This is a genomic window from Gluconobacter oxydans (assembly GCF_006539685.1).
Classification (GTDB): Bacteria; Pseudomonadota; Alphaproteobacteria; order Acetobacterales; family Acetobacteraceae; genus Gluconobacter; species Gluconobacter oxydans.
The window spans coordinates 26287-43764 of sequence record NZ_BJNM01000003.1; the positions used below are offsets into that span (position 1 = coordinate 26287).

The following is a 17478-nucleotide window of genomic DNA, read 5'->3' on the forward strand; positions in this document are numbered from 1 at the left end:
CGGGCCAGCAGCGCGACCCGTCTCCCCAGAAAGGCAGCTTTCACCGCGGCCTGCTCCAGACCCTTCCGGATCTGCGGGGTTTCGCGCGTTTTCTGACTCGCGATCCTGCGGCCGCGGATGATCTGGTGCAGGACACGATTGTCCGCGCACTGGCCTCCCAGGAGCAGTTCCAGCAGGGAACGGTCCTCAAAGCCTGGCTGTTCACAATCCAGAGAAATGCCTTCTACGAGCAGACGCGCCGCCGCAGCCGCGAACAGGAAATCATGCTCGACATCGAGCAGGACATGCAGCCTTCCACTGCAGCACCATCACGCCAGAATGCCCGCGATGCTGTTCAGGATCTGGGCGAACTGCTGTGGAAGCTGCCCGATCTACTGCGGGAAGCCCTGATTCTCGTGGGGGCACAGGAACTGTCCTACGAAGATGCCGCCCGCGTCTGCGATGTGCCCGCCGGAACGATGAGAGCCCGTGTTTCCCGGGCCAGAGCCCAGCTCGCCGAGCTTGCGACGGAAAATACCGAACCTCCGGAAACGGATTCCGAAAAAAATATCACCTGATTTTTGCCGGTTTTCTGGGCCTCACAGGCTGTCTTTTCCTTTTTTCGGGAAATTTCCTCCGCCCCGATGCAACATTTTCGCCTGACCGTTCATTGATCCCATGAAAACAGAACGAAATCAGGAGTCAGTTCCATGACGTTCCACGATCAGGTCATTGCCATTCTTCCGAAGCTGCGCGTTCAGGCTCTTTCGCTGACCCGCAACCGCGCTGCCGCCGAAGACCTCGTACAGGACGCCGTGTGCAACGCTCTGGCAGCCCAGAACAGCTTCATCCCGGGAACGAATTTTTCGGCCTGGATGCATCGTATCCTCCGCAACCGCTTCATTTCCGACCTTCGCAAGCGTCGTGAGACGACCGATATCGATGATGTGCCCGCATCGTCCTTCGCCAGCCCGGCCACCCATGAGGACAATCTGGCTCTCAAGGATCTGTCGATGGCACTCTCCCGCCTTCCGGCCGATCAGCGCGAAGCTCTCGTTATGGTCGTGATTCAGGGCATGAGCTACGAAGCTCTGGCTGAAGCCACGGATTGCGCTGTCGGAACGGCCAAGAGCCGCGTCTTCCGCGCCCGTCGTCAGCTCGAAGCCTGGATGAGCGGAGACCTGCCGGCCAACGACAAACTGCGCATTAAGGTCAAGGCTCTGCGCGATGCCATGGATGCCCGTCGCCGTGCCGGTCAGTCCTCCGACGATCTCATGCTTTCATGATCTCAGGATCCGCAATGGAAAGAATTTGTATCCATTGCGGATTGGCAGTGATTGCAGAAAACGTGTTGTTTTCGTAAGACTGGATCGGCAATTCATCCCGCAGCGGCTTCTCAGGAGAGACCCGGAGTTCGCGCCACAGTCAGTATCAGGGGTGCAGGATCTGCATCTTCTGACGTCACAGGAAGGTTCAGGACCAGCCAATGACCGCAGGAGACAAGCGGAAGTCCTCAGCCAAGGAAACCACTGGCGAGGATCAGGATTCGCCTTTCGGAATCTGGCTGAGCCGGGGCCTGCATCAGCTTTTTGATGATGTTGCAAACGAGCCGATCCCCGATGAACTTCTCCGATTGATCGAGGAAGACCGAAACAAGTGACTGTTAGCCGGTCTGGTTCTCCAGACCTGAGTCCGCGGCGCTGGCGTCGTCTGTGGCACAGACGTGACGCCCTGCGCAGCATCCGGATGTTTGACACCGTCGGCGCGCGGGTGATGACCCTGATTGTCGCGACGACTCTGCCCCTCGCGATCATCGCCTCTCTGCTGGCCTGGCACAGCTACCAGCAGAATGTCGGCAACAGCGCCATGCGCACCGAACGCGACACGCAGCTTGCCATTTCGGAAATCACGACGGATCTCGACCAGACCCACACGCTGCTGGACATGCTTGCCGATGGAGACATTTCTTCAGGAAATGCCCTGAGGGAGTTTGCGCTGGTCCAGACCGTCTCACAGCATCACTACTGTATGCTGATGCTGACGGACGTGTCCGGCCGGCCATCGGTCGTTCTGCCGCCTCCTTCAACACAGGATGCGGCAATCTGCTCTTCTCCCGAACTCGCCGCGCCCACGATGAGCTCTCCGACGATCAGAACTCCGGTTGTCGGAGTTGATGTGCTGAAGGGCGACCGGGGTCCGCTCCTGAAGTTCGTTGTTCCCATTCTCAGCAACAACTCCGTCTCCGGTTACATCATTGCCGTCCGGACCCTGGGCTGGCAGCGCAGCCATCTTCCAAAAGGGGACAGCCGCCTCCTGCTCGGCACGGATAACAATTCACGGCATTTTCTGGCGATGCCGGATGGAACTCTCTATTCGCTTTTCCCGGACCGGCCGGTAACCGCGGAATTGCCGAGAAGGGCATTTGCACGTCTGAAGAGGGACATTGCGTCCCTCAGCCTGCATGACGTCTTCACGAGCCAGGGCATCACCTACGCTTTTCAAAATGCCTATGGTCCGGTCAGCCTGATTGTCGCAACGGAGCGCACGGCCGAAGAAAGTCACGCCCTCAATATCTTCCTGATCCGGGTCAGCCTGATTGTGGGTCTGCTGGTGCTTGAACTGATGGCCGTCGCACTGGGCGCTCGCCTGTTCCTGGTCGATCCGCTGGAGAAACTGGCCCTGGCGGTCGCAGACTGGCGCAAGGGCGCTGCCTTCGCGCCCAGGATCAGCCATTCGATCCCGCTTGAAATTAGGCATCTGGAAAAGGCGTTTCTCCGCGCGACACGCCGTCTCAGCAAGCATGAGCAGGATCTGGAACAGTCGGCCCGCAATCAGGACATGCTGATCCGGGAAATTCATCACCGGGTAAAGAACAACCTGCAGGTCGTGGCCTCACTGCTCAACCTGCAGGCAAGCCGCATCCGCTCCCATGAGGCACGCGAAGAATTCCGTCTCGTCCGGGACCGGGTGAGGGCACTCGCGACCCTGCACCGCTACCTGTATTCCGAAAGCGGCCTCTCGGCGCTGGATGTCCAGAGTTTTCTGGAAGAACTCTGCAGCATCCTGCTGTCCGCGAACGGCATGAATGCCCAGACCCGCATCCGGCTGCAACTCGATATCGAGCATGTCCTGATCTCTCCCGATCAGGCCGTTCCGATCGCGCTGATCGTGACCGAAGTCGTCAGCAATGCCCTGCGATATGCGTTCCCGGAGAACAGGACGGGTCATATCGTGATCAACCTGCACAAGGTTGTTCCAACGGATCCGGAAAAGGAAGGTCTGGTAGAACTGAAACTGGGTGACGATGGAATCGGCATCAATGCCGGTCAGGCTACCGAGTCCCGCACGCGTCGTGAAGGAATCGGGATGCAGCTCATCCGCGGGTTCGCGCGTCAGATCAATGCCGATATGACGGTCAGCAATGAAAACGGAACCTGGTATACCCTGCGTTTCATTCCCGAACGCCCCTCCCTGACGGCGCTGGCGATGGCGCGCAAGGCCATCAGTCACGGAGAAGACTCGGGTCTGTAACGGCAAAGCGGCGTCAGGTTCCGCCTGCAAATCCACAAAAAAACCTAAATAAGCGGCAAGAATTGCCTGAAGCACTGTCTTGTCGGGCTTTTGCGACCTATATGCAGGGGTCATGAAGGCCGACAAGACAATCGCAAAAGCGTGGGTAAAGGCACAGGGACGCGCCAGTCGCTCCCGGACCTCTGTCGTAGTAGTTTTAGGGTTGCTCTCGACCCTGCTGGGGCTCCTGCAGGCCTGGGCGCTGGCTCGAACGCTCGCTTCCGTCCTGACCCGCGACACGGACAGCACCGGACCAGCCATCGGCGTCTTTCTTCTGGCCTGCGTCCTGAGAGTGATCCTGTCCACCATACAGGACATGACCGCCGCTTCAGCCGGCATCCACGCTCGACGCCGCCTGCGCCGCGAAGTGCTGGACCGGATCATCGGCGAGGGGCCAGCGCTCCTGCGCCGCCATCACAGCGCCGCCATTGCAGCCACACTGGTTGACCGGATCGAAGCGCTGGACGGCTATTTCGCGCGCTGGCTGCCGGCCGCATCGCTCTGGCTGGTGTCACAGTGGCTGGTCGTGATCGCACTGTATGTGGAGAACCATCAGGCGGGTCTGATCCTTGCGGCCTGCTGTGCCATGCTTCCCATCTTTCAGGCCGTCTTCGGGATTGCCACGGCCGTCGCGTCCCGCAAGCAGTTCCTGGCCATGAACCGTCTTCAGACGCGTTTTCTGGACCGTGTGAAGGGTATTGCGACCATCGTCCTGTCCGGTGGTACCGATCGCGAGACGCAGGCTCTGGCAAAAAGCGCCGATGACCTGCGCCAGCGTACCATGAAGGTCCTGCGGATCGCTTTTCTGGCCTCGGCGACCACGGATGTCGCCATGGTTGCAGCCCTTGTGCTGATCGTTGTGACGCAGGCCCACACCCTGATGGGCCATCCTTCTGATGCCGTCCTGACACGCGCACTTTATGCCGTCCTGCTGGTACCCGAGGCATTTGCGTCCTTCCGTGCCCTGTCGGCGGCCTATCAGGACCGCGCCCATGCCACCGCGGCAGCAGAAGCCATGCATGAACTGGCACCGCTGACCGAGCGGACGGCGGCAGGGCCTGACGTTCTTCAGACCAAGGGCGGCATCTCGGTGACAGCTGAAAACGTCTCCTTTGCATGGGATGAGCAACGCGGCACGGTCATTCATGACGTGAGCTTCGTTCTGCCTGCTGGTGCGACACTGATCCTCGAAGGCGCATCGGGGGCTGGCAAATCCACGCTTCTGGAACTGCTGCTCGGGTTCGTCTCTCCTTCGCAGGGACGCATCCTGTTCGATGGACAGGACATGCAGAGCCTTTCGCCCCGCCAGATTTCCTCGCGGATCAGCTGGATCGGGCAGAAGCCCGTCCTGTTCGCCGGAACCATCCGTGAAAACATCCTTTTCGCCCGGCCCGATGCTTCGGCTGAAGATCTGGACCGGGCCGTCTCCGCAGCGGCTGTCGATCAGTATCTGTCGTCGCTCCCGGACGGACTGGAAACGCGGATCGGCGAGGGCGGGTTTGGCCTGTCCGGCGGTCAGGCGCAGCGTATCGCCATTGCCCGCGCCTATCTCAAGGACGCGCCGCTTCTGCTGCTGGATGAGCCCACATCCCATCTGGATCCAAAGACCGAGGCTGAAATCCTTGTCAGCCTCAAAGACCTCGCCAAAGGCCGGACCGTCATCCTGTGCAGTCATTCCGCGCAGGCCCGCCAGTTTCAGGGGTGGCACCTCGTGCTTGATGCCGGTCGCGCCATTGCCTTTACGGGAGAAGCCGCATGAGCGCCCCGCTGCCTACAAATCCGGTTGCAGAAACGGGAAGCGAAACAGCGCTGTCCCGCATCCTTCAGGTCTGGCGTCCGCAATATACGCGCCTGATAACCGGTATGGTCATCGCCGAACTGGCTGTCTGTGCGGGGCTGGCCCTGATGGGACAGGCCGGTGGGCGGATTGCCGGCGCGGCCGTCGGAGCAGGCGCCGCCTATCTTCTTCTGCGACTGTCGGGCGTGTCGCAGATCGTCCTGCGTTATTTCGAACGTCTTTATACGCATGACGCCATGTTCCGCGCACTGGCCGATCTGCGGGTCTGGTTTTATCGCAAGCTCGCTGGCGGTGCTGCTGCGGGGCTGGGTTTCCAGCGTTCGGGAGACCTGCTGACGCGTCTGGTCTCAGACGTCCAGACACTGGACAACCTGTATCTGCGGATTCTTGTCCCGCTGGTATCCGCTCTCCTGACACTCCCGATCGCAACGCTTGTCTGGATGCGGGCGGGAACGGAAGCAGGCCTGCTGACCGGCGCCCTGTTTGCCGTCCTTGCGTTCATTCTGCCCCTGATGGGCGCGCGCCTGTCCCGTCGCTTTGGTCCGGACATCCTGCGTGCGGAATCGGAACTGCGGATCGCGGCACTCGATCTCACATCGGGCCTGCGCGAGGCCCGGGCCTTTGGCGCCGAAGACGTCCTTGCCGCAGCTGTCACGGACCGTCAGGAAACCCTTTTCAAGGCCCAGCGCCGCCAGCAGACGCGCATGGCCCTCATGCAGGGCTTTGCAGGCCTGATCGCCAAGGCCGGGATCGCCGTCATCCTGTGTGCGGTTGCGGGTCTTCTCTTCCCGCAGGCTCCGGCCATCGCCGGCATTACGGCACTGTTCGTCGCCATCACAGTGCTTGAAGGCGTCACAGGTCTGGCGCGTGCGGGTCTGCTGAGCGGGCAGGTCAGCCACGCGGCACAGCGGATTGTCGAAATTGCCGATCGGGCTCCCCCTGCACCCGAAGGCAACGCACCGCTTCCGGCAGGTCGCGATCTGCGTCTTGAGAACGTGACGTTCCGCTGGACACCGGACCGGGATCCCATTTTCCGTGACCTGAACCTGACTCTCCGTCAGGGAGAGCGCGCAGCCCTGATCGGACCGTCCGGTGCTGGCAAATCCAGCCTAGCCGCCCTGATCCTCAAGGCCGCATCTCCCGAACAGGGCAGGATCCTGCTGGGTGGCACAGACATCACCACACTGCGTGACAGCGACCTGCGCTCACAGATCGCATGGTTGTCGCAGGCCAGCCATCTGTTTGATGATACCGTGCGTGGAAACCTGCTTCTGGGTCGGACGGACATTCCGGATACGGCTCTGTGGGCTGCGCTCGATCAGGCCAGGATTGCAGACGTCGTGCGCAACCTGCCTGACGGACTGGACACCTGGATCGGGGAAGGCGGCTCGAAACTTTCGGGCGGCCAGGGCCGGCGTATCGCTCTGGCGCGCGTTCTGCTGTCCGATGCTCCCATCCTCGTTCTCGACGAACCGGCAACCGGACTGGACGCAGAGACCGAGCGCGCTTTCCTTGAGACGCTGAACAATGCGACCGAGGGACGGAGCGTCCTTCTGATCGCCCATCGCCTGACCGGTGTGGAAAAACTTGACCGCATCTGGCGCCTTGAGGACGGACAGGTTATTTCCAGTGCGTGCTGACCGGCCCGCGCCGATCCAGCTTCACACCTCTCTATCCTGACAGGACGCTACGCCATGGCACGTTTCCTTTCCTTCGTCCGCATCGCGGCCCCGGTTTTCGTTCTGTCAGCTGCGCTGGCAGGCTGCGCCGAACAGCCGTCGCGTGACAGCTACGTCGTTTTCTTCGACCGTGAATCCGTAACGCTCAGCCCCGTCGCACAGGCTGTCGTGACCAAGGCTGCTACGGCTGCCCGCGCTGAACACGCTTCCGTCGTGCGCGTCTCTGGCTCCGCTGGTACAAACGGTGATGCCGCAGTCCTGAAGGAACTGGCGACGAGCCGAGCCCAGACCGTAGCGACGCAGCTCAGCAATGACGGACTGAACGGTGCACGGATCGAAATGACGCCGTATGTCCCGAGCGAGCTGGAAGATTCCCACGTCGCCCTGCGTCGCGTTTCCATCACTATCGTTCCGGGTCACTGATCCGGCGCCCGGGATGACGCAGGCGCAGAACAGCCCTCCCGTCGCTCCGGGATCGAATCAGCCTCCGACGCCTGAAGGCGTGCTGGCGGAAGTTTTTGGCTTCCCCGGCTTCCGCGGCCTTCAGCAGGACGCCGTCGAAACGGTCATGCGGGGCGAGGACGTGCTCGTCCTTATGCCGACCGGCGGTGGCAAGAGCCTGTGCTATCAGGTTCCCGCTCTCTGCCGGGACGGCATGGGTCTGGTCATCTCCCCCCTGATCGCCCTGATGGACGATCAGGTTGCGGGCCTGAGACAGCTCGGCGTCCGCGCGGCCGCGCTGCATTCCGGACTTGGGCCGGATGAGCGCGACGAACTTCAGAGCGATCTGCGCAATGGCCGGATCGATATTCTCTATATTTCGCCAGAGCGTCGGCTTCAGCCTGCAACAGCGAATTTCCTGTCAAAACGCCAGATCTCGCTGATCGCGATTGACGAAGCACACTGCATTTCGGCCTGGGGCCATGAATTCCGCCCCGAATACCGGGCACTCGCCAGCCTGCCCGAGATGTTCCCGGGCGTCCCCCGCATTGCCCTGACAGCTACAGCCGATCCCCGGACGCGGGATGATATCCTCAACGCACTTGGTATGCCCGATGCGCGGGTCCTGATGGCGAGCTTCCATCGTCCCAACCTGGTGGTGGAAGCCCGCGCCAAGGCCAGCGAAAGCCGACAGCTCCTCGAAACGCTTCAGAACCATCGCGAAGGCGCCTCCATCGTTTATTGCGGCAGTCGCAACAAAACGGAACGCGTCGCCACCATGCTGCGGGACAAGGGCCTGACCGCCCTGCCATTCCATGCCGGCCTTTCTTCGGTCGAGAAGCGGGCTACGCTGATGCGTTTCCGCTCGGGCGAGGAAATGGTGATCGTCGCGACGATCGCATTCGGCATGGGGATCGACCGCCCGGACGTCCGCTGCGTCGTCCATCTGGACATGCCGTCCTCGCCCGAAGCGTATTATCAGCAGATCGGACGGGCAGGGCGCGATGGCGAGCCGTCCGACACGCTGCTGCTCTATGGCGGCGAGGACATGGCCCGGGCGCGGTACTGGCTGGAACAGTCCAGCGCCCCCGACCACGAAAAGCGCGTCATGCAGGCCCGTCTGGAAAGCATGATCGCCCTCACGGAGACCACAGGCTGCCGCACGCAGGCGCTGCTTGCGTGTTTCGGGGAAAACCTCGCGCAGCCCTGCGGTCACTGCGACAACTGTATCAGCCCGGTCTCAACATTTGATGGCACCCAGGCTGCCCAGAAAGTTCTCTCGGCCATTTATCGCACCGGCCAGCGTCTCGGAGCAGTCCAGCTTTCCAATGTGCTGCGTGGAAAGCTCAACGAAACCATCGAACGCAATGCCTATCAGCATCTTTCGGTTTTCGGGATCGGCAAGGAACACAGCGAGCAGTGGTGGCGCGCCGTCATCCGTCAGCTGATCGCGCGCGGGGCCATCCGGATGCATGGCGAATATGGAAGTCTCGCGCTTCAGAGCGAAATCGCGCGTCCGATCCTGCGCGGCGAGGAGCGCGTGGCACTCAGGCTCGAAGCCAAGGCCGCCCTGACCGCCAGCGCGGGCTCGGACGGCAATACGGAAAATGATCGTCTGTCGGCGGATGAAAAACCGTATTTCGACGCCCTGCGCCAGTGGCGCCTGTCCGAAGCGCGGGAACAGGAAATCCCGCCCTACGTCATTTTCCACGATTCGGTGCTGCGGGACATCGCCCGCGAACAGCCTGCCAGCCGCGCTGAACTGGGAAGCATCAAGGGCGTCGGCGCCTCGAAACTGGACCGCTACGGAGCTGCGGTCCTGACCGTCCTGCGCGAAATCCGCGAACCCGCCTCGGCCCAGTAAAGAGCGTCAGTCGTGCGTCAGTTCGTCAGGCGCCGTGACAGTGAAACTGACGGTAATGCTGCCGCCATTGAGGATCTCGAACGTGAACGGCACCTTGCTGCCAGCGGCAGGCATCTGACGAATTCCCATGCACATCATGTGGTAGCCCGAACGCGGGAAAATCATCGTGGAGTCGTGCGGCAGCGCCAGATGCGTGAAGAGATCATTCGCCCCGTCCGTCTGCTGCTGGTTCGTGTGATGCGCAATGACATTCTGGCACAGCGGGGATGAAATCCCCTTCAGCAGATGGTCAACGCTGTCATCGTTGCGAATCGTGAAATAACCGGCTCCACGGTTGGGAAAATAGGCTGACGGGCGGAATGTCCCGTTCATAACCACGACCCGCTGCGCATCATGATCGGCATCCGGCGCCACCACTGTTCCCGGAAGAGCCTGCTGGGCCATGGCCTGGGCAGTGGAAAGGGCAAAGAGGGCGGTCAGGACAGATACCCGTTTCAACGACAGTCTCCCGGTGTTGTGCGCGAACTCACGAAGCCCGTTTGGGCCGGAACGCATCATCCGGTAAAGTGCTCCCATTTCCCCGGCCACGACAAGGCCCGAACACTTCAGGATCGCGAATGCGTTGCCCTTTTTGCGGACATGACGATACCCAGGTCAAGGACAGCCGCTCCACGGAAGACGGCGTTGCGATCCGTCGCCGGCGCGTCTGCTCGGCCTGTACGCAGCGTTTCACGACCGTCGAGCGGGTCCAGCTCCGTGAACTGTCGGTAACCAAGGCGGACGGGCGTCGCGTGCCTTTTGACCGGGACAAGCTCGCACGCTCCATCCGCGTCGCCCTGCGCAAGCGCCCGGTTCCCGAAGAACGTCAGGAGCGTCTGGTCAACGGGCTGGTCCGGCAGCTTGAAGCCTCGGGGGAACACGAGATTTCTTCCCATCGCATCGGCCAGCTTGCGATGGACGCATTGCGCGAAGTGGACGGTGTGGCCTATGTCCGCTTCACCAGCGTCTACCGCGACTTCCGCGAGGTCGAGGCGTTCTCGAAAATCCTCGCCGACATGAAACCCATTCCCGGGGAAACGGACACACCGTCCCCCGACGACTCCCAGGAGACTCCATGACCGTCACCGACGCCCCCTCCGCAAATCCGACGCGCCGCAGCCGGACCATTGCCCGCGTTGCAGCCGTTCAGGCGCTGTTCCAGTGCGAACAGTCCGGCGACACGGCGGAAACCGTCATCAGCCAGTTCATCCGTCACCGCCGTATCAGTTCCACGGCGTCTTTCGACGATGGCCACATTCCCGATGCCGATCTGAAGCTGTTTCAGGAAATCGTCCTTGGGGTCACACGCCGCCAGGACGATATCGATGCGAAGCTGAGCGACGTCCTGCCCGAACAGTGGCCGCTGCCCCGTTTGGACCCGGTCCTGCGTGCCCTGCTGCGCGCTGCCGTGTTCGAGATCGGCACCGACACACCGGACCGGATCATTATCAACGAATATCTGGATGTCGCCCACGGCTTCTTCTCGGGTGACGAACCCAAGATGGTCAACGGGATCCTCGATACCCTCAGCCGCCGCGCCAACGACGGCAACGTCTGATTCATGACGGGCGCGTCAGGGGCCGAAGCAGCTGGGGCAGGCGAGTTCGGCTTCATCGCCCGTCACTTCAGGCCTCTCGCAGGGGCGGAAAGCCTCGACCTGCGGGATGACTGCGCCCTAATGCGTTGCCCCGAAGGCGAGGAATTCGCCATTTCGACCGACACCATGGTCGAGAACGTCCATTTCCTTCCGGATGACCCTCCGGAAACCCTCGGCCGTAAGCTGCTGCGCTGCAACCTGTCCGATCTGGCGGCCATGGGCGCACGCCCCCATGCCTATACGCTGAACGTGACCGTTACGCGTGGCGGACGGCACGACGAAAACTGGTTTGCCGCATTCTCACGCGGACTGGCGGAAGACCAGCAACGCTATGGTGTGCATCTGATCGGTGGCGATACCACGTCCATTTCAGGCCCCCTGGTCCTCTCCGCCACCGTATTCGGACTACTCCGGCACAATACGGCACTCCGCCGCAGCACAGCCAGACCCGGGGATGAGATCTGGGTCACAGGCACGATTGGCGACGCTGCGCTGGGACTGCTTGTCCTGCAGGGCAGCTTGCAAGATCCGTCGGGCTTTCTGGCAGAACGATATCATCTGCCCCGTCCCCGGACAGGACTTCACCTGCACGGCATCGTCAGCGCTGCGATGGATATTTCAGACGGGCTGATCCAGGACTGCGGCCATATCGCCGAGGAATCCGGTGTCCAGCTTGTCGTAGATGCAGAGGCCGTACCGGTCTCGTCTGCGGCGGCCTCACTGGGGCATGAGTGGCTCATGCGCCGCCTGTGTGGCGGCGACGATTACGAACTGCTACTCACCTGCGCACCTGAACGCTCAGCAGCGCTGCAGGCCGCCTGTCAGGCGGCCGAAGTCCCGGTCCATCGCATCGGAACGGTCCGCACCGGTTCGGGAGTCCGGCTTCTGGATGGAGAGGGACATGAAATCGTCCCGGAACAGGGCGGCTGGCAGCATTTCTGACAGACGCCCCGTGAAAGTGCGGCTTCAGGCCGGATCGTCGATCGGGCGTTCGTAAAGCCGATACCGCTTGTACGGTTCGGGCACGATGCTCTCGGCCAGATTGCGCATGTTGGAATCGGACGCCTGGATCCAGCCGAGTTCCACCCAGGAATAGGGCAGAGACTTCCGCCGACGCATCAGTTCGGCAATCGCCAGCGAAGGCAGCAGAGCACCCAGAACCGTCCCGCGCAGGCGCTGTGTCACACCCAGAAGGATGACACGGGCCGAATGGAAGCGATGCGTTGTCAGGCGTGCAACCAGCTTCACCCAGCCCAGAGGCGAGGGGGCCCCACCAAGATCGCCGGCAATATCATAAATATTGGGCACAACCAGCGCCATGGCGACAGGCTCGCCATTCTGATCGATCTGGACATAGTGTTCAGGACGAAGGACCGGACCAAGCTGCTTGATCATGGCCTTCATTTCGTAGTCCTGCAGCGGCACGAAGTTGAACTTGTCGCTCCAGGCATCATTGTAAAGCTGACGCAGGATCTCGCCCTGCTGGGCAATCTGCTTTTTCGAAAGGCGTCTGATGGCGATAGCCCCAAGACGTCCTTCGCCGATCTTCAGATCACCCGGAACCTTGAAACGCGACTCCGTCTGGTCGTCCAGGTCGAGCTTGTAGCTGAGAAGATCCTCGACAGGCTTGTAACCCGCATCCTCGACCAGCTTGCCCAGCAGACGCGGATGCCAGGGCATCGCAACCATCAGGGGCTGGTCCTGTCCTTCGACCATCAGACCGGATTCGCCATTGCCACTCAGCGTAACAGGGCCGCGCATCGTCTGCATGCCCTGCAGACGCAGCCAGCTCCGTGCCGTTTCCAGAAGAGCACTGACAACGCTCCCTTCCGGAACGGCATCCAGCGCACCGAAACAGCCGATCTTCATGCCCCAATGCTCGATGGCACGATGATCCACGATCGCGGCAATGCGCCCTACGGCCGTGTTACCGCGCCAGGCCAGAAAGTACCGGATGCTCGCATGGCGGAAAATCGGTGCTTTCTTCGGATTGAGCAGATCATCCTGTTCCATGTCGAAAGCCGGGACAAAACCCGCCATTCCGGCATAGATGCGACGCGGGAGCGTCATGAACAGTTTGAGGTCAGCCCGCGTCGTCACTGGCCGAACCACAAGATCATCATGCGGCGCAGGGATGTCAGTCCTGTCGGGCAGTGTCATAATGGCAGGTGTACCTCTGATCGAAAAAAACATCCCGTCCGACGGGGTGATGTGCCAGTACGGCACGGGGTCGCATCTTGTTGCATGGGAGGGCTATACCCTTCCAGCCCCGATCCGACCACGAATAAAGCGGTTTTCCATGCCAGATGCTTCTGTTTCCCCTTCGAATGCTCCATTTCACGTCCTTATTACCGGAGGATCAAGCGGCATTGGCGCCGCGCTGGCCCTTCAGTATGCGCGCCCTGGAACGCATCTGACGCTGTGGGGACGCAACGCCGCACGCCTTCAGGATGTTGCTGCGCAAGTCATCCGCAGAGGCGCTTCGGCCGAGATCCTGTCGCTCGATCTGTGCCGGACCGATGATGCCCTGGCGGCACTGCGCAAGGCAGATGACGCGCGCCAGATCGATATCCTGATCCTGGGAGCCGGACTTGGCGATATCCGCCCGGAAGGCGCGTTGACCGAAACAGCCGAACAGGTCCGCGATATTTCCCTCGTCAATTTCACGACGCCCGCAACCCTCGCAACCGAAATGGCCTCGCGTATGGCAGCCCGCAAAGCAGGTCGTATTGCGCTCATAGGCTCGGTGGCAGCTTTTCATGACCTTCCGGTCGCCACAGCCTATAGCGGTTCAAAAGCCGGGCTGGCCCGCTTCAGCACAGCACTTCATGCTGCCATGACGCCGCATCATGTCTCCGTAACCCTCATTTCTCCGGGTTATGTCGACACGCCCATGAGCCAGCGTCTCGAAGGAGCCCGGCCGTTCCTCGTCTCGACGCGCCGCGCTGCGCGCATGATCACGCGCGCGATCGGGCAGGGAAGGGCACATCTTCTCTTCCCGTGGCCTTTCGCCATCGCCCGGTTCCTTGAAATGATCGTGCCGCGCGCCATCGTTCACCGGCTGCTGAGAACGGCCGAAGTCAAGCAGCGTCCGGTCAGCTGACGAACGCTGTCAGAACAATCCGGAACTTGACGCAGCAGAACCGGTAGGCAACTGCTGCGCATTGGAAAAAGCGCAGGCCACCGGCCAGCATCGCCAGAGGATTTGAGGTGCCATGAGGGAAATCGTAGCCGTCGATATCGGTGGAACGCACGCACGGTTTGCAATCGCGACCATCGAGGATGGCAAGGTCGTCTCACTGGGTGAGGCCACGACGCTGAAATGCGCGGAACATGGCAGTCTGGCCTTGGCCTGGGAAACATTCGGCCGTTCCCTGAACCGGACGCTTCCACGCGAAGCCGGCATTGCCGTAGCCTGTCCGGTAAGCGGCGAGATCCTCAAGCTGACCAACAATCCTTGGATCATCCAGCCGAGCCAGCTCGGCGCGCGCCTGCATCTCGACAATTTCGTACTCGTCAACGATTTCGGAGCCGTGGCTCACGCCGTAGCCCAGGTCGATTCCTCGCACATGAAACATCTCTGCGGACCGGACATCGACCTTCCGACGGAAGGCGCCATCACGATCGTCGGCCCGGGCACAGGACTGGGTGCAGCCTGCCTGCTTCGCCGCAGTGACCGCTATTTTGTCATGGAAACCGAAGGCGGCCATCTGGACTATCCGCCGCTCGACGAACTCGAAGACAAGATCCTCAGCGCCCTGCGTCTGCGTTTTCGCCGCGTCTCTGCCGAGCGGATCGTCTCCGGACCGGGCCTGACCAATCTGTACGAAGTCATTGCCGAGATGCAGGGCTGGCCCATCACCCTGCGTGATAACCGCACCTTGTGGAAAAACGCCCTCGATGGCTCCGATACGGTCGCCGTGGCTGCCCTGGAACGCTTCTGCCTCAGCCTGGGCGCCATTTCCGGCGATCTGGCACTGGCACATGGCGCACGTGGCGTCGTCATCGGTGGTGGTCTGGGGCTGCGTCTCGCCGACAGCCTCGGTCATTCCGGATTCGCAGAACGCTTCGTCGCAAAGGGCCGCTTCGAGGCGATGATGACCGAAATGCCGGTCAAGATCATCACACATCCACAGCCCGGCCTGTTCGGCGCTGCGGCCGCATACGCGGAAGCGCATCCGTAAAAACGAAAAACAAGTCTGGATTTCCGGGGAGAAATCTCTGGAGGTCCGGGCGGGAATCGAACCCACATACGCGGATTTGCAGTCCGCTACATCACCATTCTGCCACCGGACCTCGGCGGAGACAGGCGCTATATCTCTCTTAGCGCCCGAAGGGTCAAGACCGATAATTGATCTGCGGAAGGATTTTTCTTCTGCCTTCCAACAGGCTATTAAGGACTGATTCACATAATGCTGTGATATGATGCATACTTAAAGAGCAGGAAATCTCATGACTTCAGGATGCAACGGCGCGATGAAACTGAAAGCCCCCCTCGGGCTTGGTCTTCTGTCGCTTCTCCTGAGCGGAACTGCTCTTGCGCAGAAATATGACGGCAGCAGTTCACCCAATTTCATCCCGCACACCCTTCAGGAAGCGCTTTCGACAGCGTACCTGACCAATCCGACGCTGCGAGAAGAGCGCGCTCACCTGCGCGCCACGGATGAACAGCTTCCCACGGCTCTCGCAGGCTGGCGCCCCACGGTCCAGACCAGCCTGAACCTTACCTATTATGATGGCAGCACCAATTACGCCTCAAAAGGCGGCTATCTTGGCAGTTCACGCCGCTATCAGACACCCGGCTACTCGGGCACCGTCGGTATCACCCAACCGCTCTATCAGGGTGGGAAAACGGTCGCCAGCGTTCATGCTGCCACGAACCAGATCATGGCTGAACGCGCCCATCTGATCCAGACGGAACAGGACGTCTTCACCAATGTCGTCAGTGCGTATGTGGGCATCATCGAAGACGAGCAGCTCCTCCAGATCGCCATCAATAACGAACACGTCCTGCAACAGCAGGTCGAGGCGACCCAGGAACGCTTCCATGTTGGTGAAATTACCCGGACTGACGTTGCACAGGCACAGGCAGCCCTTGCCAGCGCAACTGCGGAGCGGCAGCAGGCTGAAGGCACGCTTCAGAGCGCCCAGGCGACCTATCTCCAGATAGTCGGCATTGCCGCGGCCCCCAATCTGGTGCCCCCGCAACCTCTCAACCTTCCCGTTCACAGTGAACAGGAAGCTGTGGCTGCTGCTGTTCAGAACAATCCTCAGGTCGTCAACGCACTTTTCACCGAGGCCCAGCGCAAAGATAATATTTCCGTTCAGATTTCCCAGATCATGCCCAAGGTTTCTGCAAGCCTGAATTATCAGCATCAGGTCAATCAGGCTTATGGGGACTCCCTACAGGACAACAAATTCGGCGAGATCGAATTCAGTGTTCCCCTTTATCAGGGCGGCTCAGAATATGCTTCGATCCGGGGCGCTCGTCAGGATGCCCAAGCGGCACACCGTGAAGTCGATGTCCAGCGCAGGACAGCTCTTCAGAAGGCTGCTTCAAGCTGGCAGCAGATGGTTTCCTTCAAGCAGTCGATTTCCAGCGACCGCATGGCCATTTCGGCGAATGTGATCGCTCTGGACGGTGTCGAACGGCAGGCTCTCGTGGGAACGAGCACGACGCTCGCGGTCCTTCAGCAGCAGCAGACCCTGCTGCAGTCCCAGCGGACCTTGGTGCAGCATCTTTCAAACCTCGTGACCTCTTCCTACGCCGTCGCGGCCGCGATCGGACGGCTTACAGCCGTCGATCTCAAACTGGGCGTCCCGCTTTATGACGAAAAAGCCTACTACAACGCGGTCAAGAACAGGCTGTGGGGTCTGAGCGACTATGCGATCAACCAGCCCGGTCGATAAAATTTTTCAATAAACGGAATATTAACAATCCATGACTTCTTCTGAATCGATCCAGCAAGATCACCACGCCGACGACGCAATGACAGACGTCCTGAGTTCGATCCGGCGTGCTCTTCATGAAGATCCCAAATCGCCTGAATCGACCGAGGAGAAGCCCAGCATGCCGTCCCAGGAAGAAGAACTGACCCTCGATAACTCCATGATGGTCGCACCGCCCGTGACAGCGGCTCCGGCCGAGACCGCCGCCGCTTCCGCCTCTGAAGTCACCCCGACAGCTCAGCCTGCCCAGAGCTCACCGGCCAAGGATGACCTCATGAACGCCCAGACGGTAGCCGCAGCGGAGCGTTCTCTGGATGAACTGCACGCCGCATTCAGCGGAGCCGCCCCCCTTGCATCAGATACTGTCATCAGCCGGAGCAGCGGCCTGACGATTGAGGACATGGTGCGAGGCGAAGTCCGGAGCATGGTGCGTACATGGCTGGATGCCCATCTTCCGTCACTGGTTGAAATTCTTGTCCGTGCGGAAATTGCCCGTCTGCGTCCACGAGAGTAAGAAGGGCGGTGGAAGCACGTTCTTCCACCTGCTGTACTGACTGTCCTG

17 protein-coding genes and 1 tRNA gene are annotated in these 17478 nt (G+C 60.9%); 15 read left to right on the plus strand and 3 right to left on the minus strand.

Annotated elements, in window-relative coordinates; genetic code table 11:
- Positions 1-50 precede the first annotated feature (50 nt).
- The 8 genes from GOX01_RS02035 (at position 51) to recQ (ending at position 9331) form a co-directional block, all read left to right on the plus strand.
- The gene (locus tag GOX01_RS02035; RefSeq protein WP_024717069.1) at positions 51-557 is read left to right on the plus strand and encodes a sigma-70 family RNA polymerase sigma factor; all 507 of its coding nucleotides are present in this window, start codon (positions 51-53) and stop codon (positions 555-557) included.
- 132 nt (positions 558-689) lie between these two features.
- On the plus strand, positions 690-1265 hold the full coding sequence (locus tag GOX01_RS02040) for a sigma-70 family RNA polymerase sigma factor (RefSeq protein ID WP_011253907.1): 576 nt from the start codon (positions 690-692) through the stop codon (positions 1263-1265).
- Between the two features lie 200 nt (positions 1266-1465).
- The gene (locus GOX01_RS12820) at positions 1466-1639 is read left to right on the plus strand and encodes a NepR family anti-sigma factor (protein ID WP_158413643.1); all 174 of its coding nucleotides are present in this window, start codon (positions 1466-1468) and stop codon (positions 1637-1639) included.
- An 86-nt stretch (positions 1640-1725) separates the two neighbouring features.
- Positions 1726-3510 (plus strand): sensor histidine kinase, encoded by a 1785-nt coding sequence (locus GOX01_RS02045; protein WP_024717068.1) that lies wholly within the window; start codon positions 1726-1728, stop codon positions 3508-3510.
- Between the two features lie 112 nt (positions 3511-3622).
- Positions 3623-5308 (plus strand): thiol reductant ABC exporter subunit CydD, encoded by a 1686-nt coding sequence (gene cydD, locus GOX01_RS02050; RefSeq protein ID WP_011253909.1) that lies wholly within the window; start codon positions 3623-3625, stop codon positions 5306-5308.
- Positions 5305-6987: a thiol reductant ABC exporter subunit CydC gene (cydC, locus tag GOX01_RS02055; RefSeq protein WP_062269608.1), complete on the plus strand. Its 1683-nt coding sequence runs from the start codon at positions 5305-5307 to the stop codon at positions 6985-6987. The genes cydD and cydC overlap by 4 nt, the downstream gene beginning before the upstream one ends.
- A 54-nt stretch (positions 6988-7041) precedes the next feature.
- Positions 7042-7449: an OmpA family protein gene (locus GOX01_RS02060; protein WP_011253911.1), complete on the plus strand. Its 408-nt coding sequence runs from the start codon at positions 7042-7044 to the stop codon at positions 7447-7449.
- 13 nt (positions 7450-7462) lie between these two features.
- Positions 7463-9331 carry a DNA helicase RecQ gene (gene recQ / locus GOX01_RS02065; protein WP_062269606.1) on the plus strand — a complete coding sequence of 623 codons (1869 nt, stop codon included), beginning with the start codon at positions 7463-7465 and terminating at the stop codon, positions 9329-9331.
- Between the two features lie 6 nt (positions 9332-9337).
- Here the strand turns inward: recQ and GOX01_RS02070 are convergent, their stop codons facing one another.
- Positions 9338-9829: a copper chaperone PCu(A)C gene (locus tag GOX01_RS02070; protein ID WP_024717066.1), complete on the minus strand. Its 492-nt coding sequence runs from the start codon at positions 9827-9829 to the stop codon at positions 9338-9340.
- A gap of 119 nt (positions 9830-9948) precedes the next feature.
- On the opposite strand from GOX01_RS02070, the gene nrdR reads away from it, so the two are divergent.
- The 3 genes from nrdR to thiL are packed head-to-tail and all read left to right on the plus strand — an operon-like array spanning position 9949 to position 11909.
- Positions 9949-10449 carry a transcriptional regulator NrdR gene (gene nrdR, locus GOX01_RS02075; RefSeq protein WP_011253914.1) on the plus strand — a complete coding sequence of 167 codons (501 nt, stop codon included), beginning with the start codon at positions 9949-9951 and terminating at the stop codon, positions 10447-10449.
- Positions 10446-10928 (plus strand): transcription antitermination factor NusB, encoded by a 483-nt coding sequence (gene nusB, locus GOX01_RS02080; protein ID WP_011253915.1) that lies wholly within the window; start codon positions 10446-10448, stop codon positions 10926-10928. The genes nrdR and nusB overlap by 4 nt, the downstream gene beginning before the upstream one ends.
- Positions 10929-10931: 3 nt before the next feature.
- Complete coding sequence (thiL, locus tag GOX01_RS02085; protein WP_011253916.1) at positions 10932-11909, plus strand: thiamine-phosphate kinase; 978 nt, start codon at positions 10932-10934, stop codon at positions 11907-11909.
- A gap of 24 nt (positions 11910-11933) precedes the next feature.
- Here the strand turns inward: thiL and GOX01_RS02090 are convergent, their stop codons facing one another.
- A complete protein-coding gene (locus GOX01_RS02090; protein ID WP_052327592.1) occupies positions 11934-13127 on the minus strand; it encodes a hypothetical protein in 1194 nt (397 codons plus the stop codon).
- Between the two features lie 139 nt (positions 13128-13266).
- On the opposite strand from GOX01_RS02090, the gene GOX01_RS02095 reads away from it, so the two are divergent.
- Positions 13267-14070 (plus strand): SDR family NAD(P)-dependent oxidoreductase, encoded by an 804-nt coding sequence (locus GOX01_RS02095; RefSeq protein ID WP_011253918.1) that lies wholly within the window; start codon positions 13267-13269, stop codon positions 14068-14070.
- Between the two features lie 112 nt (positions 14071-14182).
- On the plus strand, positions 14183-15151 hold the full coding sequence (gene glk, locus GOX01_RS02100; protein ID WP_011253919.1) for a glucokinase: 969 nt from the start codon (positions 14183-14185) through the stop codon (positions 15149-15151).
- 38 nt (positions 15152-15189) lie between these two features.
- Here glk and GOX01_RS02105 read toward each other — a convergent pair.
- Positions 15190-15263: transfer RNA gene (locus tag GOX01_RS02105), tRNA-Cys, on the minus strand.
- A gap of 156 nt (positions 15264-15419) precedes the next feature.
- Here GOX01_RS02105 and GOX01_RS02110 point away from each other — a divergent pair.
- Both GOX01_RS02110 and GOX01_RS02115 read left to right on the plus strand, forming a co-directional pair.
- Entirely contained in the window at positions 15420-16877 is a 1458-nt protein-coding gene (locus GOX01_RS02110; RefSeq protein WP_131973760.1) for a TolC family outer membrane protein, read from the plus strand.
- A gap of 31 nt (positions 16878-16908) precedes the next feature.
- Complete coding sequence (locus tag GOX01_RS02115; protein WP_024717318.1) at positions 16909-17430, plus strand: DUF2497 domain-containing protein; 522 nt, start codon at positions 16909-16911, stop codon at positions 17428-17430.
- Positions 17431-17478: the final 48 nt, after the last annotated feature.

Coding starts and splice junctions, on each gene's coding strand:
- GOX01_RS02040 (WP_011253907.1), top strand. CDS start 690: ATGACGTTCCACGATCAGGTCATTGCCATTCTTCCGAAGCTGCGCGTT.
- GOX01_RS12820 (WP_158413643.1), top strand. CDS start 1,466: ATGACCGCAGGAGACAAGCGGAAGTCCTCAGCCAAGGAAACCACTGGC.
- GOX01_RS02045 (WP_024717068.1), top strand. CDS start 1,726: ATGTTTGACACCGTCGGCGCGCGGGTGATGACCCTGATTGTCGCGACG.
- cydD (WP_011253909.1), top strand. CDS start 3,623: ATGAAGGCCGACAAGACAATCGCAAAAGCGTGGGTAAAGGCACAGGGA.
- cydC (WP_062269608.1), top strand. CDS start 5,305: ATGAGCGCCCCGCTGCCTACAAATCCGGTTGCAGAAACGGGAAGCGAA.
- GOX01_RS02060 (WP_011253911.1), top strand. CDS start 7,042: ATGGCACGTTTCCTTTCCTTCGTCCGCATCGCGGCCCCGGTTTTCGTT.
- recQ (WP_062269606.1), top strand. CDS start 7,463: ATGACGCAGGCGCAGAACAGCCCTCCCGTCGCTCCGGGATCGAATCAG.
- nrdR (WP_011253914.1), top strand. CDS start 9,949: ATGCGTTGCCCTTTTTGCGGACATGACGATACCCAGGTCAAGGACAGC.
- nusB (WP_011253915.1), top strand. CDS start 10,446: ATGACCGTCACCGACGCCCCCTCCGCAAATCCGACGCGCCGCAGCCGG.
- thiL (WP_011253916.1), top strand. CDS start 10,932: ATGACGGGCGCGTCAGGGGCCGAAGCAGCTGGGGCAGGCGAGTTCGGC.
- GOX01_RS02090 (WP_052327592.1), bottom strand. CDS start 13,127: ATGACACTGCCCGACAGGACTGACATCCCTGCGCCGCATGATGATCTT.
- GOX01_RS02095 (WP_011253918.1), top strand. CDS start 13,267: ATGCCAGATGCTTCTGTTTCCCCTTCGAATGCTCCATTTCACGTCCTT.
- glk (WP_011253919.1), top strand. CDS start 14,183: ATGAGGGAAATCGTAGCCGTCGATATCGGTGGAACGCACGCACGGTTT.
- GOX01_RS02110 (WP_131973760.1), top strand. CDS start 15,420: ATGACTTCAGGATGCAACGGCGCGATGAAACTGAAAGCCCCCCTCGGG.
- GOX01_RS02115 (WP_024717318.1), top strand. CDS start 16,909: ATGACTTCTTCTGAATCGATCCAGCAAGATCACCACGCCGACGACGCA.